General features: G+C 66.9%; 15 protein-coding genes and 1 tRNA gene. 9 read left to right on the top strand and 7 right to left on the bottom strand.

Annotated elements, in window-relative coordinates; all coding sequences use genetic code 11:
• The first annotated feature begins 1 nt into the window (after window position 1).
• Window positions 2–1,540 carry a complex I subunit 4 family protein gene (locus BM337_RS07100; RefSeq protein ID WP_089815611.1) on the top strand — a complete coding sequence of 513 codons (1,539 nt, stop codon included), beginning with the start codon at window positions 2–4 and terminating at the stop codon, window positions 1,538–1,540.
• A complete protein-coding gene (locus BM337_RS07105) occupies window positions 1,540–3,054 on the top strand; it encodes an NADH-quinone oxidoreductase subunit N (protein WP_245778617.1) in 1,515 nt (504 codons plus the stop codon). Before BM337_RS07100 ends, BM337_RS07105 begins: the two co-directional genes overlap by 1 nt.
• Here BM337_RS07105 and BM337_RS07110 read toward each other — a convergent pair.
• On the bottom strand, window positions 3,051–3,998 hold the full coding sequence (locus tag BM337_RS07110; protein ID WP_089815294.1) for an MBL fold metallo-hydrolase: 948 nt from the start codon (window positions 3,996–3,998) through the stop codon (window positions 3,051–3,053). The genes BM337_RS07105 and BM337_RS07110 overlap by 4 nt on opposite strands.
• 264 nt (window positions 3,999–4,262) lie before the next feature.
• Here BM337_RS07110 and BM337_RS07115 point away from each other — a divergent pair, with 264 nt between their 5' ends.
• Both BM337_RS07115 and BM337_RS07120 read left to right on the top strand, forming a co-directional pair.
• Window positions 4,263–4,526: a DUF7553 family protein gene (locus BM337_RS07115; protein WP_089815296.1), complete on the top strand. Its 264-nt coding sequence runs from the start codon at window positions 4,263–4,265 to the stop codon at window positions 4,524–4,526.
• Between the two features lie 140 nt (window positions 4,527–4,666).
• Window positions 4,667–4,741 (top strand) — tRNA-Val (locus tag BM337_RS07120).
• Between the two features lie 833 nt (window positions 4,742–5,574).
• Here the strand turns inward: BM337_RS07120 and BM337_RS07125 are convergent.
• The gene (locus BM337_RS07125; protein WP_089815298.1) at window positions 5,575–6,846 is read right to left on the bottom strand and encodes an endonuclease/exonuclease/phosphatase family protein; all 1,272 of its coding nucleotides are present in this window, start codon (window positions 6,844–6,846) and stop codon (window positions 5,575–5,577) included.
• A gap of 129 nt (window positions 6,847–6,975) precedes the next feature.
• The gene (locus BM337_RS07130) at window positions 6,976–7,749 is read right to left on the bottom strand and encodes a hypothetical protein (RefSeq protein WP_089815300.1); all 774 of its coding nucleotides are present in this window, start codon (window positions 7,747–7,749) and stop codon (window positions 6,976–6,978) included.
• Between the two features lie 694 nt (window positions 7,750–8,443).
• Here BM337_RS07130 and BM337_RS07135 point away from each other — a divergent pair.
• The gene (locus BM337_RS07135; protein WP_089815302.1) at window positions 8,444–8,662 is read left to right on the top strand and encodes a DUF7996 family protein; all 219 of its coding nucleotides are present in this window, start codon (window positions 8,444–8,446) and stop codon (window positions 8,660–8,662) included.
• Window positions 8,663–8,678: 16 nt separating this feature from the next.
• Here the strand turns inward: BM337_RS07135 and BM337_RS07140 are convergent, their stop codons facing one another.
• Window positions 8,679–10,226 carry a coiled-coil domain-containing protein gene (locus BM337_RS07140; RefSeq protein WP_089815305.1) on the bottom strand — a complete coding sequence of 516 codons (1,548 nt, stop codon included), beginning with the start codon at window positions 10,224–10,226 and terminating at the stop codon, window positions 8,679–8,681.
• Between the two features lie 198 nt (window positions 10,227–10,424).
• Between BM337_RS07140 and BM337_RS07145 the strand changes: the two genes are divergently transcribed.
• Window positions 10,425–10,604 carry a hypothetical protein gene (locus BM337_RS07145; RefSeq protein WP_089815308.1) on the top strand — a complete coding sequence of 60 codons (180 nt, stop codon included), beginning with the start codon at window positions 10,425–10,427 and terminating at the stop codon, window positions 10,602–10,604.
• Here the strand turns inward: BM337_RS07145 and BM337_RS07150 are convergent.
• Complete coding sequence (locus BM337_RS07150; RefSeq protein WP_089815310.1) at window positions 10,601–11,722, bottom strand: actin-like salactin; 1,122 nt, start codon at window positions 11,720–11,722, stop codon at window positions 10,601–10,603. The two genes, BM337_RS07145 and BM337_RS07150, sit on opposite strands and share 4 nt — an antisense overlap.
• A 421-nt stretch (window positions 11,723–12,143) precedes the next feature.
• Window positions 12,144–12,626 carry a FlaD/FlaE family flagellar protein gene (locus tag BM337_RS07155; RefSeq protein WP_089815312.1) on the bottom strand — a complete coding sequence of 161 codons (483 nt, stop codon included), beginning with the start codon at window positions 12,624–12,626 and terminating at the stop codon, window positions 12,144–12,146.
• Window positions 12,627–12,800: 174 nt separating this feature from the next.
• On the opposite strand from BM337_RS07155, the gene BM337_RS07160 reads away from it, so the two are divergent.
• Window positions 12,801–13,703, top strand: coding sequence for a ParA family protein (locus tag BM337_RS07160; protein WP_089815314.1), 903 nt, complete (start codon window positions 12,801–12,803; stop codon window positions 13,701–13,703).
• Window positions 13,704–13,713: 10 nt separating this feature from the next.
• A complete protein-coding gene (locus tag BM337_RS07165) occupies window positions 13,714–14,892 on the top strand; it encodes a chemotaxis protein CheW (RefSeq protein WP_089815316.1) in 1,179 nt (392 codons plus the stop codon).
• Window positions 14,893–14,916: 24 nt separating this feature from the next.
• On the opposite strand, the gene BM337_RS07170 is transcribed toward BM337_RS07165, so the two are convergent.
• Complete coding sequence (locus tag BM337_RS07170) at window positions 14,917–16,137, bottom strand: NAD(P)/FAD-dependent oxidoreductase (RefSeq protein WP_089815318.1); 1,221 nt, start codon at window positions 16,135–16,137, stop codon at window positions 14,917–14,919.
• Between the two features lie 140 nt (window positions 16,138–16,277).
• Here BM337_RS07170 and BM337_RS07175 point away from each other — a divergent pair, with 140 nt between their 5' ends.
• On the top strand, window positions 16,278–16,766 hold the full coding sequence (locus BM337_RS07175) for a 50S ribosomal protein L11 (RefSeq protein WP_089815321.1): 489 nt from the start codon (window positions 16,278–16,280) through the stop codon (window positions 16,764–16,766).
• The last annotated feature ends 163 nt before the right edge of the window (window positions 16,767–16,929 follow it).

Genomic DNA, 16,929 nt, shown 5'->3' on the forward strand with positions numbered 1-16,929 from the left:
GGTGATGATCGCCGCACTCCTCGGAATCACGCTGCTCGGCGCGCTCGTCACGTTCCTGGCCGACGACCGCTACGCGGGCCGGCTGGCGACCGCGATCAGTTCCATCCCGGCGCTGCTGAGCGTCTGGATGTACTGGCAGTACTACCAGCACTTCCAGGAGGCGGGTAACGCACTGCTGACGCCGGGCGAGGCCGCCTTCGTCCAGCAAATTCCCTGGATCGAGCTCGCCGGGTTCGAGCTCCAGTACTACGTCGGCCTCGACGGCGTGAGCATGCCGCTGCTGACGCTCACGACGGTGCTGACGACGCTCGCGCTCGTGAGTTCCTGGACGCCGATATCGGAACGGCAGAACCAGTTCTACGGGCTGATGCTCCTGATGGAGGCGAGCCTCATCGGCGTCTTCGCGGCGCTCGATTTCTTCCTCTGGTTCGTCTTCTGGGAGGGCGTCCTCATCCCGATGTACTTCCTCATCGGCGTGTGGGGCGGCCCGCGCCGGAAGTACGCCGCGATCAAGTTCTTCGTCTACACGAACGTGGCGTCGCTGGTCATGTTCGTCGGCTTCTTCAGCCTGGTCTTCGGGCTGGGCGACGAGATCTCGACGCTCGGCCTCCCGGCCATCGCGCAGGCGCTGCGCGGCGGTGCCGAACTCGGTAGCCTCTTTGGCTTCCCGCTGGCGACCGTCGCCTTCGTGCTGATGTTCTTCGGGTTCGCGGTGAAGGTGCCCGTCTTCCCCGTCCACACGTGGCTCCCCGACGCTCACGTCGAGGCGCCGACGCCTGTCTCGGTGATGCTGGCCGGCGTCCTCCTGAAGATGGGGACCTACGCGCTGCTCCGGTTCAACTTCACGATGCTGGGGGACGTCGCACAGACCCTCGCCGTCCCCATCGCCGCCATCGGCGTCCTGTCGGTCATCTACGGCGCGATGCTCGCACTCGCACAGCGCGACCTGAAACGCATCGTCGCCTACTCGTCCATCTCGTCGATGGGCTACGTCATCCTCGGTCTCGTCGCGTTCACGCCACACGGCGTCGGCGGCGCGACGTTCCAGATGATCTCCCACGGCCTCATCTCCGGGCTGATGTTCATGGCCGTCGGTGTCATCTACAACGAGACGCACACGCGCATGGTCGGCGACATGTCCGGGCTGGCCGACCGGATGCCCTGGACGGTGGGCATCTTCGTCAGCGCCGCGTTCGGCTACATGGGCCTCCCGCTCATGTCCGGCTTCGCGGCCGAAGTGCTCGTCTTCATGGGATCCTTCCGGTCGACCGTGCTTCCCTACGCGCCGGTGTTCACCGCGGTGGCGATGTTCGGCATCGTCGTCGTGGCGGGCTACCTGCTGTGGGCGATGCAGCGCTCGGTGTTCGGTCCGTACCGGCTCGAAACCGACTACGAGGTCGCCGGGGCACCGTTCCACGACGTCGCGCCCCTGGTGGTCCTGCTGTTGCTGGTCATCACGCTCGGCGTCGCGCCGGACCTGTCCTACCGGATGATCCAGCACGCGGTTAATCCGATCCTCGACGTCGGAGGTGGTATCTAATGACACAACTCGCACTCCAGATGACGCAGTCGTCGTGGACGGCGCTCGCGCCGACGCTGTTGCTCGCCCTCTCCGCGCTCGCCCTCCTGGTCGTCGACAGCATTAGCCCCGAAGAGAGCGACAGCACGCTACTCGCCGGCGTCGCCGGTCTCGGCTCGTTCGCGTCTGCCGTCACGACGATGGTCTTCCTCTTCGCCGGCAGGGGCCTGCCCACCGACCAGGGCGGCCAGGGCCTCGTCTCGATGTTCGGCGACCAGCTCGTCGTCGACCAGATGTCGCTGTTCTTCACGTTCATCGTCGCGAGCGTGGTGACGCTGGTCGTCGTCGCCAGCAGCGACTACCTCCGGGACCACCGCTACAAGGCCGAGTACTACACGCTCGTCCTGCTGGCGGCGACCGGGATGAGCCTCCTCGCGAGCGCGAACAGTCTCGCCGTCGCCTTCGTCAGCCTGGAACTGGCCTCGCTGCCGTCGTTCGCCCTCGTCGCTTTCCTCAAGTCCAACAAGGGGAGCGTCGAGGCGGGACTGAAGTACTTCCTCGTCGGCGCGCTGTCGTCGGCGGTCTTCGCCTACGGCATCTCGCTGGTGTACGCCGCGACCGGCGCGCTCCAGTTCGACGCCGTCGCGACGGCCATCGGCGAGGGCGTCCAGACCGGCGTGCTCGGCATCGGCATCCTGATGATCGTCGGCGGCGTCGCGTACAAGACGGCGAGTTCGCCGTTCCACTTCTGGGCGCCGGAGGCCTACGAGGGTGCGCCCGCGCCCATCTCGGCGTTCCTCTCCTCGGCCTCGAAGGCCGCCGGCTTCGTGCTGGCGTTCCGCGTCTTCCTCACCGCCTTCCCCGTCGACGTCGCCGGCGCGGCCATCGACTGGGTGCTGGTCTTCCAGGTCCTGGCCATCGTCACGATGTTCGTCGGGAACTTCGCGGCGGCCACCCAGGAGAAGGTCAAGCGGATGCTGGCGTACTCCTCGATCGGCCACGCGGGGTACGTCCTCATCGGCCTCGCGGCGCTGACCGGCGGCGTCGACCAGAGCCAGGTGCTCGGCGCCGGGATGGCTCACCTGTTCGTCTACGGCTTCATGAACACGGGCGCGTTCCTGTTCGTCGCGCTGGTCGAGTACTGGGGCGTCGGCCGGACGTTCGAGGACTACAACGGTCTCGGGACGCAGGCGCCGCTGGCCTGTGCGGCCATGACCGTCTTCCTGTTCAGTCTGGCAGGTCTCCCCATCGGCGGCGGCTTCTTCTCGAAGTTCGCCCTGCTGATGGCGACGGTCAGCTCCGGGACGTACCTGCTCGGCGCCGCGCTCATCATCAACAGCGCGCTCAGCCTGTTCTACTACTCCCGGGTCGTCAAGGCGATGTGGATCGAGGACCCGGCCGACGGGCTCGAACTCGACGACTACCCGGTCGGGCTGTACACCGCCGTCGTCGCGGCGGGCGTGGTCACGGTCCTGTTGCTCCCCGGCTTCGACGTCGTCATCGGCTTCGCCGAGAGCGCCGCGTCGCTGGTCTAGACCGGTTCGTAGACGACCAGTCCGCCCCGTTCTCGTTTCGTAACGATTTCGCGTTCTTCGAGCACGTCCAGGTGCCCGACAGCTTCGCTCATGCCGGAGAACTGCTCGGTCGCCGGGAGGTCACCGAACAGGTCGCCCATCACCTCGACGGGCGTCGTCGGGCCGTCGACGGCGGCCGCGACGTCGTCCGTTCGCTCGTCGTGTTCGGTCAGGATGGCGTCGATGCGGCCGGCGGGGTCGTCGATGGGCTCGCGGTGGCCGGTCAGAAATCGGTCGTAGGAGTCGGCGCGGAGTGCCCGGAGTGACTCGTTGTAGCCGGGGAGGACGCGGGGCCGTGGGCCACCGGATTCGGGCGGTGGCTGGAGAAACGGGTTCGGCGTGATGTCGGCCAGCACGTTGTCGCCGACGAGCGCGTGGCGCTCGTCGCCCGCTTCGAAGGCGAAGAGGAGCTCGCCCGGGGCGTGGCCGGTGACCGCGTCAGCCGTGAGTTGGACGTCGTCGACGGTGACGTCGTCGCCCGGACCGAGTTCGCGGTCGACGTCGACGCTCGTGGCGTAGGCCAGGAACGCCTCGGGAAGGTTCGTCACGGTCTCGGCCGTCTCGCGTGCCATTCCGCACTGTTCGAAGAAGTCGACGAAGTAGGCCTGTTCGTGCTCGAGGCGTGCGGGAAAGTCCTCGACGATGGACCTCGCCTCGGGACTGGCGAGCACGCGGGCGCCTCGTTCACGGAGCCGGTGTGCGACGCCGAAGTGGTCCGGATGGGGGTGCGTGATGAGGACCTGTTCGACGTCGTCGGCCGAGAGATCCCGTTCTTCCAGCGCCGCCAGCAGTTTCGCCCACGCCTCCTCGCTGTCCGGCCCGGGGTCGACGAGCGTCCGTCCGGCGAGGTAGGCGTTGACCGGTCCCACCTGGAACGGCGTGGGAATCGAGAGACGACTGAACATGGCCGTGCTTGTGAGGGGAGTGGGTTAACGGTTCGTCTCGTCTGGGAACGATGGTGGTGGGCCAGAGCGTTCGGACCGGGGGAGACAGACGGTGGACGCGACTTACGTCGACCACTCGACTGCAGGACCACGATCTCAATCACCTCGAAAAGGTCTGTGTGGCGGCGGTTCGAACCACTTGCACGTCCCGTTCGTCCATCGATCACCTCGAAAACGTCCCATCTGGGCACAAAGGTTATATCCGTCGGAAGGCAAAGGACAGATATGAACCGACACTTCGAAGACGCACGGTACTACCTGAAGCGCGCGGGCGAAACAGCAACGAAGGGCGTCAAGACCGAACTCGAGCCGGTCCGCGAGCGGTTCGACGAACTCACCGGCCGCGAGGAAGAACCGGACCCGAGCCGCCTCGACGATATCAAGGCGGACCTTCGCGAGGTCCAGGCCAAAGCCGAGGGTGAGGCCCGCGAAGCCATCGGCGACGCCCGGGAGAAACTCGACGAGTACCGCGGCAAGCAGTCTGCCTGACGCGACGACGGCGAATTTCGGCTGGACAGGTTGTCAGGCATAGCCCCCGAGTCGAGCGGACGACCCACCCCGGGAGGAGTTCTCAGTCGTCCGTCGGAAGACAATTCTTAAGTCCGGGCCTCGGATACTGGAAAACGCCCGGGTTGGTGATCTAGTCCGGTTATGATACCTCCTTCACACGGAGGAAGTCGGCGGTTCAAATCCGCCCCAACCCATTCTGCGACGAACGGACGTGAGGAGCGAATGGTGCAAGCGGAGTTGAACCCTGGAAGACGAACGGAGTGAGTCTTCATTCGGTTCAAATCCGCCCCAACCCATTCTGTAAAGGACGTCGGGAGCGCATCGTTCAGACGAAATTTCGGTCGTGTTTCTCGGTAGGGGGTTGAACGGGCACGTACGAGTGGTCAGTACAGGTGAGCTACGTAGCGTTTGGTGGGTACCGGGGTTGTCGCTGTTAGCACGACGTCAAACACGTCGAAAGCCCTCGGCGCGCTCGACTCGTGCGAACCCACTGCGCGCGCTCGTTCCTCGCGTGCTTGCGGGTTCGGACGTCGTCGACCCCGTCTCGCCCTTTCAGTCCACCAGGACAACATCGCTCGCGCCACAGAGGCGCTCGCGGATGGCTCCGCCAAACCTCCCCGGATTCGGCGCGTCCGCGCCGAATCACGCGTCCTGACCGCTCCGCAACCGCCCGGCCGGGAGCGGCGTTCATGCCGCGACCAGGGGGAGGGCAGGGCTGCGGTGCTGTGCAGGCCTCGGAGTCCTCGTGAGCGAAGCGAACGAGGGCTCGTCAGAGCTTGCTCTGACGGTGGACTGAAAGGGCGAGGCGGGGTCCGGGAACCCCGGACCGATAAGCACGCGAGGGACGAGCGCGCGCAGTCGGTCCGCGGGACCGGAGCACGCCGAGGGCTTTCTGGGTGTTGGCGGTGTCGTTTCTTTCAGCACCAACTCAGAAGAACCACCCACTCAGTACACAAACCTGCAGAGCGGGTATTGATGACTGAGATTCAGCGTGAAGAGGTTTCGACGGAAACAGGACCGGCGTAACTTACGTTCGCTTTCGGTACCAGACGAGGGCGGCGAGGGCCGCGCTGCCGACGCCAGCGGCGGTTCCGTAGAGCGGGAGGTTCGCCGAGCCGCCCGTTTCCTGTCGCTCGGTCTCAGTCGCCGTTTCGGTCGCCGTCTCCGTCGGGGTGGCGGTGGGCGTAGGCGTCGGCGTCGGGACGGCGAACGACGCGACGACGCCGGCGTGGTCGGCGGGCCAGAGTTCGACCGTCTCGCCGTCGACGGCCGCGGTGACGCGGGAGTCGGGGTCCGCGCCGACCAGCTGGACGCCGGTGGGGTCGACGTCGCCGCGAGAGAGGACGTGGTCGACGCGCCGCGAGAGGGCCGACGTCTCGTTGCGCAGGTCGCTGGCCTGACAGCAGGTCGGGTCGGCGTCGTCGGACTCGCTGTCGGACGCGGGGTCCGCGAAGGACTCGGTCAGCAGGTCGTAGGCGGCGGTCGGGCCGCCGGGGCCGCTATTGAGGTCGCCGGCGAGCACGACCGGCCGGTCCGCCGGCAGTTCGTCGCGGAGTTCCTCGGCCTGGTCCAGGCGGGTGTCGTCGTCCGCAGATTCGAGGTGGGCGCTTGCGACGGCGACGTCGGCGCCGTCCAGTGAGAGGTCGACCTGGCAGAAGCCGCGCTGGATGGCGACGGTGGCACCCTGGACCCGATACCGGTGCGCACTGTCGAAGGTTTCGGAACGGGTATCGGTCGTCTCGAGGTCGCTCCGGACGAGCAGGGCGGTTCGGTCGGTCAGGCGGACGTCGGTCGTTCCGCCGTCGTCGTCGGCAGGGACTTCGATGTCCGTCGTGACGGTCTCGGCGGCCACGTCGTAGGACAGGCCGCGGTCGTCGAGGGCGGACGCGAGCAGGTCGAGCAGGTCGACGACGGTCGTCGAGGCGTTGGGTATGGGGCTCTCTGAGAAGTCGCTCTCGGTCTGGACCCGCAGGTGGGCGGCCTCCTGGACGCCGACGACGTCGGGCTGGCTGGTCTCTATCTCCGCGGCGATGGCGTCGACGCGGGCCTCGTAGGGATGTGCTCGAATCTCGTCGAGCATCTCGCCGGCGATGCGGCGGACTTCGTTCATCGAGGTCGCATCGAAGAGTTTCGAGAGGTCGACGCCCAGATAGAGATTTCGCGTCAGTACTGACAGCGGCACCGACGACGGCGCGGCGAGGGCGGTGCTGGGGAGGGTCTGGCTCACGGCGAGTCCAGCGACGCCACCGAGGAGGGCGCGGCGCGAGGGCGCTACGGGGCCGGTGTCGGGCGGTCTCATCTGTTGATGACTCTGTCGTCATCCCTGAAAAAAGTAAATGTAACGTGCGTACCAGAACGTCGTCGAGCGTTGATCGCTTCGACGTCGTTCGGTCGGGGCGGTGCGTCACCGAAATTTCTCGGTCGGTACTCAACAGCCCTCGCTGGTGATGGTGACCTGCTCTGCGGTCAGGGACGTGCGGTCGTAGGTGGCCTGCCCGTTCGAGATGGCGGTCCAGTATCGGATCGTCCCGTTGTACTGCTGGCCGTACAGTTCGGCGTCAGTGTTGAACGCCGGGTCGATGGTGACGGTGAACTCCTCGCCGAGGCCGGTGTACGCGCCGCCGTCGGTCTTGCTCTCGCCCCAGGTCCAGTCGACGCGGTGGACCCCGTCGGCCTCGCGCCACGAGTCGTAGTTGTGTTTGCCATCGTAGGAGTCGTCTTTCACGGTCCAGTTGCCGTCTTCAGGCAGGCCGGCGATGGTGAAGGTCGCGGCACCGCCGTCGGAGGCGTTGCCGGTCGACCCGTGGAGGAAGACGAGGCTCAGGTTGCCGTCGCTATCTTCGTACAGGAAGAAGCTACTCGTGTCGGGTTGCTGGAGCGCGATCGTCCCCTTGGAGCTGTAGGAACGCCCGGTCTGGTTCGTGGAGGGGTTCTCCGGGATCGGCGACCGGTAGTCGTAGAACGACTTCACCGACTCGTTGCCGTAGAGCGGCGATATCTCCGTGCAGTCCTCTCCCTGTACGACCGCGTACGTGCCGTTGGTCTCCTGTTGCTGGACCTGGTGCTGGACGTCGGCCGCGGCGACGCCGGCCGTCATCCCGACGATGGAGACGACGACCACCGCGAGCGTCGCAAGCTGGCCGAGAACCGTCTTGGTTCGCTGTTCGTAGTCGCTACCTCGTCTGCTGTCTGTCGAACCCATGGAGGATTGCACTCGTGTCTGGTGATTAGTTATACTCGCCGTAGCGGTCACACGGGGATCGATTAACGCGTGACCGGGACCGATTATCTGACTTATCGGTGGATATAGTCAGTATACGATCCGTTTGAATTGCACTGCAGTCGGTGGATTTTGCAGTATCATCTTCCGAATCGTATGTGTTCGACGGCACGCGCTTCCCCGTTCACCCGAGACAACGTGTGACCGGGACGACGGAAAGCGATCATCACGTACTCACACGCCGTGACGAACTTCTCCCTGAAAACGGTCTGTTGGCTACCAGGTCGAGCGATTCGCGTGTGTCTCGCCGTCGCACCGCTACTGAAAGCCGATCGTTAGCGGATCGGTCGACCAGCGTATCCGGGCGGAAAACTGGCGGGCTCGTTGCGGGTTCCCGTTCTCGTGTTCCCCACGAAGTCGTCGGTGAACGCGCGCCCTGATCGGCGGAACGATGGCGGCCGAACCCGCGGAGTGGGGCGGACGACCGTCGCACCGCTCGACAGATCTGTCCGCGACGACTTCGGTCCGACGGCGGGTTCGTCATTTCTTTAGGCGCTCGCGGCCGACCAGCGACTATGAACGCAGCGTGCGACAGCGTCCACCTGCCCGGTCATGCTCAGCCGAATCCCTCGCGCGGCCGGTCGCTCGCCGTCCGCCAGCGCCGGGTGATCGCCTGATGGGGCGTCGCGACAAGATCGCGTTCGGTCTCACGCTGGTCGCGATTATCGTGATCCCGGGGGTTGCCAACGCCGTCCTCTCACAGGCCGGCTACGGCACTCTCGGAAGTGTCGTCTGGGCGGTCGGCTACGGGTCGGGGGCGCTGTTCATCTGGTACGCGTACATTCGGCCCCTGAATATCAGGGCTCCCGAGAGCGTCGAGACCGAGGAGGAGTAACCGTTCGGCCGGTTCCTCAGCGGTCAGGCCGTTCGACGCTGCCGTTCTGTGACGAATCGATCGCTGCCACCTCGCTCGTCTCGTCCGTTTGCCCTTCACTGTCTGGCGCGTCTTCACCGTCCACCGAAACAGTCGTATCGGCTTCGCCATCGCAGATGGTGGCCTCGACGTCGAACACCCCCTCGGTGTCGGCGTCCTCGTCCGGCGTCGTGACGGGGCCGACCTCCTCCCCGTCGCGCAGTGCGGTGGTTCGTTCCACCCGGGACTCGATGGCCTCGCGTTCCACCGTCAGGTGGTCCGTCGCACCGGCGTACCGTTCCCGCGCGACGGCGAGTGCCAGGTCGTACTGGTCGCGGGCCGCCTCGAACTCTTCGATGGCCACCTCGTACTGTTCGGCCCCGACGTACCAGTCGCCGGCCCGCTTCGCCTTCGACGCGGCAGTCCGTCGGGCGGAGACGAGGCGCTCGACGACTTCTCCGAGCCGCTCGCGAAGCTGGTCCGGATCGCCTTCGAAACGCCGTTCGTCGGCGCCCCAGTCGAGTTCCAGGACGGTGCAGTAAGCCTCGAGCGCGTCGTCCCAGTGGTCGGCGGCGTCGGCCGGGTCGTCGGCGTCGGTGGCGTCCCGGTCCGCTTCGACGGCGCGTCGGAGCGGGGCCGCCGCCAGTTCCGCCGTGACGCGCTCGACCCGGTCGCGTTCCTCGTGAACCGCGTCCCTGTCCGAGACGGCCGCGGAGTCGTAGGTGAGCACTGTCTCGAGTTCCTCGCGCGCGTCGTCGAACGCGTCGTGGGCTGCCTCGAACTCGTCGTCGCGCCAGTGGGCCTCGGCGTCGTCGCTGAACCGGCGGGCGCGGCCCAGTCGCGCTTCGGCCAGCATGCTCGCGCACCGACGCTGGACCTGGTCGACGCGGGCGACCATCGCGCTCGCCGTCCACTCGCCGTCGAACCGGTTCGCCGCGCGGCGCGGTTCGTTCAGCCCGTGGTAAGCCTCCTGTGCGGCCTCGAGCGCCGCGTCGTACTCGCCGGCGTCGCAGTGACCGGTGGCCGCGACGAGTGATCGCTGGACGTCGTCGAGCGTGTTCTCGACGTGTATCCAGGCCTGGGACGCCGCCGTGAGGTACGCCGCTGCTGCATCCAGCCCGTCGGCGCCGGCGTGGAGCGTGAGCGTGCCGCCGCTGGTCCGGGTGACGGAGAGTCGGCCCTCGCGGCGACCGGTTTCGGCGGCGACGCCGTCGACGTCGACGAGACGCACGGTGAGACACTGGTCCCCGTCCACCGACACGGCGTCGCTGTCGCCGACCAGGATCACTAGTCGACGGTCGGTGAGGACGACGATCGTTCGGTACCCCGACCCGGCGGTGAGCTGTTCGGTCCCGTCTTCGCGGTCGATCTCGACGCCACGCTTCCCGTTCGTGAGCAGGAAGACGGGAGTCTCGTCGTCTTCCAGGTACGCCCCAGCCGGACGGTCGCGGAGATATCCCGCGGAGAACAGTCCCCCCGTTCCCGTCTCCGTGAGGAGGGGGTGTGTCTCCCCTCTTTGGTTATCTACTTCGATAACTTGACCCATTGTAGCGGTGTTGTATCCGGATTACTATCATTCCCTCGTCTCAGGATCTGATAACTCGTGCAAAATTAACGGCGGTCGGGGAGAACGAATCTCCGGCGAGACGGCGGGGCGCTACCTGTCAGGGCGGACGCGCGGACGTCTGGCAGACGGTCGTCTGACTCACCTTTACGGGACGAGCGCCAGTCAGCATCGACACTCATGGCACGAGCGACGACGGACTGTCACGCGGAGGCGCAGCCGAGACGGGACGGCGGGGCACGGACCGTCCGGATAGACGACGCGACGTTCGAGGCTCTCTCGATGACCAGTGACGCGACGTCGGAAAATCGGGCTCGGATCGTCCGGTGGCTCGGCACCTGGGCCGGCGTCGACCGCTAGCTGTTCTCGACGAGTCGCGTCGCGATGCGCTGGGCGCCGATAGTCGCCGCCATGTCCGGTTCGTCGGCCGCGATGGCCTCGACGTCGCGCTGGAGCTCCTCGCTGAGCCGTCGCTCGAACTCCTCGAGGATGCCCGGGATGCAGGCCATCCCGCCCGTGAGGACGATGGGTCGGTCCAGCGCGAGCTGGTAGACCTTCATGTAGTCGTTGGCGAGTTCGGGGAGGAAGGTGTTGGCCACCTCCTCGACGACGTCGTCGAGGTACTCGTCGACCGCGTCCATCACCGAGCGCTCGATGGTGAACTCGTGGGAGCCGCCGCCGGGCTGCTGGATGACGTCTGTGAACGGCTCGAAGTCGACGAAGTCGGCGTGGGCCTCCTTGTACTCCCGGGCGGTCTGGGTGTCGATGTTGACCCGGCCCTGGGTCTCCTCCTCGACGTAGTTGGCGATGACGCGGTCGACCTCGTTGCCGGTGACGGCGCCCGTCGTGAAGGGGGAGAGCTGTTCGCCGCGGCGGTAGGCCGAGGCTTCGAGGTTCGTCGACCCGAGGTTGATGGCCACGAATATCTCGTCGATGGCCTCCAGGTCGTCGCCGAAGGCGGGGATGGCGCCACACAGCGACTCGGGGTAGCTCTCGACGAGGCCGTTGCCGATGGAGCTGTCCTCGATGACGTAGCGGAGGTTGTCCAGCCCGCGCGGGTTGTCGATGGTCGGGATGGCGTACACGACGGCGCTGTTCTGGGGCAGCTCGTTCTCGGCGATGAGTGCCTCGAAGAACGTCTGGGTGAGGTCCGCCCGATCGGCGTCCTCCGGCAGACCCGAACGGAGCATGAACTGCACGCGGTCGGGGTACTCCGTCGCGGCTTCCTCGCCGTAGAGGACTTTCTCCTCGCCGGTGAGTGCGTCCTCGTACGTCGCCAGACAGGTCAGTGTCCGAATGATCTCGTCGCCGGCCTCGCGGTCGGGCCGGGAGATAACCGTGCGCGTGCTCCCGAGTTTCACGCCAACTGGCACGGCTGACTGAGGTTCGGTACTCTGGGTGCCGCCGCCGGCAGTTACCGTGCCGCCGTCCGTGTCCACACCGTCGACGTCTGCGCCTTCGTCGGCGTCCTCGCTCATACGAAGACGTATTTCGCGAGGGGGTTTGTATACATTACTCGGCAGCTATCAGAACTGAGAGACGGACGGTCCCGACCGGAGGGAGGGACCGTCGAATGATCGAACGGCGAGGGAAACGAGCCGTGAGACGGACGGCGCCGAGCGAAGCGAGGGGCCGTCGAATGATCGAACGGCGAGTGAAACGAGCCGTGAGACGGACGGCCTCGAACGAAGTGAGAGGCCGTCGACTGATCGAACGGTGAACGGAGTGAACCGTGAGACGGACGGTCCCGACAGGGCGGTGCGAACGCAGTGAGCACCGCCGACCGAGCGAACGGCGAAGCCGTGAGCAGCGAAGCGAGTGGCCGTCGACTGATCGAAGGCCGAAGCGACAAGAGAGGAGAGAGAGAGAAACTATCGGGAGAATCGGCGAAGCCGAGATCTACACCATGGCGTTCAGCTTCGCGATGTACACCAGGCTGAGCATGTGGTCGTCGACGCCCAGGTCGTTGCCGTCGTTGGAGCCTGCTTCGTCGATCCCACGCAGGTACTCGGCCAGGTCGGACTGGACCTCCTCGGTGATCCAGTCGGTCGACTCGTAGTAGTCCAGCGCGTCGCTGGCGCCCTGGTAGCCCGAGTGCATCAGCAGGAACTCGAGCCACTCGAAGACGACGAACTCGGCGGCGTACTTCTGCGGGAGGCTCCGGAGGTAGGGCTTGTCGGCCTCGTCGTCGAGGAACGGGAGGAGTTCGCGGTACAGCCCGGCGCGGAAGGAACTCCCCGCCGCGACGTCCTCCTCGCCCTCGAAGGCGACGTCGAGGTCAGCCGGGTCGGCTTCCTCGCCCTCGCCGAGGCCGTTCGGACGCTGCTGTCTGGCCATCTTCCGCAGCTCGTCGAGGTCGTAGTCCCGCGGGTTGATCGTCATGATACTGTACGTGTATCACTACTCCGTGTTAAATCTTGCACACCGTCTGACGGCCGGCTGACCGGGAATTTGGCCGTTGCCGATAGCCGACTGAACTGGAGTGGGAATTACGTCGCTGATAATCGGGGGCGTATCTTTATAATCCGACACGGACCAGGGACTTGTAATTCGACGATGAGTAGGCAAACTGCGGCCGGCCCTGCGCGCCTGTGCGTGACCAACGCCAAGGGTGGGACCGGCAAGACGACGGTGGCTATCAACGTCGCCGGGGCGCTCAACGAGCGCGGCCGAGACGTCCTCTTCGTCGATCTGGACCCGCAGGGCAACGCGACGGAGGGGCTGGGATTGACCGAGGCCTACGACGCGGCGCCGCCGACCCTCTTCGACGCGCTGACCCGGGCCGACCGCCGGTCGGTTGTCTCGGACCTGATCGTCGAGCACCCGGAGATGGACGTCCTGCCGAGCAACATCGACATGCTCCAGGCCGAACACGAACTGACCATCGCCGACCTCATCGCGCGAGCCAAGGGGGGGCAGACGGGGCTCGACCCCGACGCCCTGGCCTCGCTGGCCATCAACGTCACGCCGGACGCCGTCGAGGGCCCCCACGCCCTGGACCTGTTCGCGAAGACCATCGCGCACGTCGAGGACGACTACGACTACGTCGTCGTCGACTCGCCGCCGTTCTACGGCAAACTGACGGACGCGGGCATCTTCGCCACCCAGCACATCGTCGTGCCGGCGCTGACCGAGGCCACCTCCGAGCGGGCCATCGAGTTACTCATCGACCAGATGGCCGCCCTCGAAGGGCAGGCCGACATCACGGTCGACACCCTCGGCGTCGTCGCCAACCGAGTCGAGAAGACCAACGAGGACCTGACCATGATCGAGTGGCTCGAGGAGGTGTTCACGGACTTCCCGGTGTGGCAGGTCCGCAAACGCGTCGCACTCCAGCGGGCGTTCTCGGCCGGCCAGTCCATCTTCGCGTACGACGCGTCGGTGGACATGGCGGACGTCTTCCTGGAGATCGCGGCGTCGCTCGACGACCGATTCGGCTACGAGAACGTTCCAGCATGACAGTGATACAATGACCGACGAGACGGACGAACGGATGGACCGGGCCGCACGCATCCGCCAGATGCGCGAGGGCCAGCGAGCGAATCGTGACGACGACGCGACGGACGCCGACGGCGACGGCGCCGACGATGCCAGTCCCTCCGGCGACCAGGGTGGGACCCCCGACGACGCAGACGGGTCCGTCGACCAGCGCGTCGCCACTAACGACACCGGGAGTAGCGCCGGTAGCGCCGACGCACCCGCCGACGTCGACGCACCCGCCGACGCCGACGCACTCGCCGACGCCGATGCACCCGCCGACGCCGATGCACCCGCCGACGCCGATGCACCCGCCGACGCCGATGCACCCGCCGACGCCGATGCACCCGCTGACACCGACACATCCGCCGACGCCGACGCTCCGGACAGCGACGACGACCCGGGCGGGAACGGGAGCGCCGACGAGGACGCCGCCGCCGCGGCCGCCCAGCGCGCAGCGCAGGCCGCCGCACAGATCACCGGTAGTGAGCCTGTCGACGCACCGGCTGCCGGAGGTGGCGCGGCCGCCCAGGAGTCGTCGGTCGAAGCGGACGCCGCTGACGGTGCGGTGGCCGCCCAGGTTCAGCAGGGGCCGACCGGCGTCGAACTGCCCGACGAGGCCTCGATCCAGTCCGCCATCGCCGACGAGGTGCTGGACCCCGAGGACGGCGGACCCGCGACGCCGGCGACCCGGCGTGGCGCCGACGCTGCGAACGCGGCGGTGGCCGAGGACAGCGTCCGCGTGCTCGAGTTCACACTCGGTGACGAGCACTACTGCCTCGACATCGCCCACGTCGAGGAGATCGTCAAGCGCGAGACGATCACGCGCGTGCCCAACACGCCGGAGTACGTGGAGGGGGTCGTCGACCTCAGAGGCCAGATCACGACCATTCTGGACCCGAAGCTACTGCTCGACATCGACCAGGAGGGGTCGGAGTCGCTGCTGGTCGTCTTCGCGCCCGACGAGTTCGAGGACCAGGGGGCCATCGGCTGGGTCGTCGACGAGGTCCGCCAGGTCGCCCCCATCGTGAAATCGGAGGTCAGCGCCGCGCCGGTCGACGCCGACTACATCGAGGGCGTCATCGACCGCGACGACGAGGACGAGTTCGTCATCTGGACGGACCCGGAGGTCGCCATCGAACTCGCGACGGGCGAACACAGCGACGACTGAGTCGACTGACTCTGGTTCTGGGTCTCAGGCGTCTCCGTTTCCGTTCCCTTCTGCCGACTCGCTCTCCGATTCGTCCGCCTCGACCGTCAGGTTCAGCTCCTCGCGGACCAGGTCGACGGCGTTCTCCACGGCCCCGACGCTGCCGAGGTAGCCCGCACCGACCGACGTTTTGAGCGCCAGTGCGGCCCGGCCGGTCAGGACGCGCGAGCCGACCTGTGCGACGGCGCCGTCGCCGACGCTGACGAGCCAGCCGGGGGAGTCGAATTCGTAGCGGTCGAGTTCGGGCGCGAACCCGCCGCCGCCACCGAGCCGGTGGTCGACCAGGACGGTAATATTCCGGGCCGCGACGCGGGCCTGGCGGACGGCCGTCTGTGCGCTGGCCGGGACTGCCTCCCCGTCGACGTCGACGACCCGGCCGGCGTCACCGACCACGAACGTGTCGCCGGCGAGTCGCAGGTCGCTGCGGACTACCGGGCGTTCTGCGTCCATCGCGTCGGGGCCGCGGATGCCGCCGGTCCAGACGAACTGGTCGTAGGCGAGCTCGTCGCCGGTGGCGAGCGTGACCGCGTCGGCGTCGGCCGACTCGACTGCTGTGCCCGTCCGGACGTCGACGCCCGCCCGTTCGAGTTCGTCGCGGACGGCCCGCTGGAAGTTCCCGGGAAAGGACGGGGCCACGGCGTCGAGCCGTTCGAGGAGGAGTATCTCGGAGTCGGCGCCCCGATCGTCGGCCATCGCCGCGAGTTCGCCCGCCAGCTGGACGCCCGACAGGCCGGCGCCGCCGACGATAACTCTCCCGTCGGCGTCGAGCACGTCCAGGTACTCCGCTCGTATTTCACGTGCGTGCGCGAGGGATTTGAGTGGAGTCCCGTGGTCGGCGACCCCCGGCAGGCCGTGGTCGTCGGTCTCGGCGCCGAGACAGACGGCGCCGACGTCGTAGTCCAGCCGCTCTTCGCCGTGGCCGTCGTCGTCCTCGCCGTCTTGGCTGTCGAGCATCGCCGTTCCCTCTGCCGGGTTGACGTCTGTGACCCTGGCCTGCCGGATCTCGCAGTCGAGCACGTCCTCGAGCGGTATCGTTATCTCCTCGGCCAGCGCGGGCCGGCGGACGGCCCGGTGGAGTTCGTGCTGGACGAGGTGGGAGTCGGACTCGTCGACGACGACCAGCGTCGCCTCGTCTGGCAGGGCATTCTGGAGCTTCCGGGCGAGGGTCAGGCCGGCGTAACCGGCACCGAGGACGGCGACGCGCATGCAGGAAGGTCGGCTGCAGCAGGGAAAAGGTCACTGGGTGAACAGGCCGGCGTCGAACGAGCGACGATGACGTGGGGGTCGCTCGCACGCGCCGTCCGGGAAAAGCAATCCTTAAAACCGGCGCGACGGTTCTGTGAGACATGGCTGGAACTATCGAAGTGCTCGTTCCGGGCGGAGAGGCCAACCCTGGCCCGCCGCTCGGCCCCGAGCTCGGACCGACGCCCGTCGACGTTCAGGCGGTCGTCCAGGAGATCAACGACCAGACCGAAGCGTTCGACGGCACCGAAGTGCCCGTCACCGTCGACTACGACGACGACGGCTCCTTCAGCATCGAAGTCGGCGTCCCGCCGACGGCCGAGCTGATCAAGGACGAGGCCGGCTTCGACACCGGCTCCGGCGAGCCCCAGGAGGACTTCGTCGCGGACCTCTCCGTCGAACAGGTCAAACAGATCGCCGAACAGAAAAAGCCCGACCTGCTGGCCTACGACACGAAGAACGCGGCGAAGGAAGTCGTCGGCACCTGCGTCACCCTCGGCGTCACCATCGAGGGCGTCGACGCCCGCGAGTTCAAGCAGAAGGTCGACGCCGGCGAGTACGACGATATCCTCGCGAGCGAAGCGGCTGCGTAACTGCTCGGTCGAACTTCTCTTTCGACCGTCGACTCGACTGGTTCGAGCAGCTGCTCTCGCCTCCGGTTCGACGGTTTTAAGTGTCGCATCGGCTTCGTTCCGCACGAGACAGCGGCCGTACCGTCGCTTCGGGCGACTCCGTCCGACGACAGTACCCCTGTTT

Source organism: Halomicrobium zhouii, assembly GCF_900114435.1.
GTDB classification, from domain to species: Archaea; Halobacteriota; Halobacteria; order Halobacteriales; family Haloarculaceae; genus Halomicrobium; species Halomicrobium zhouii.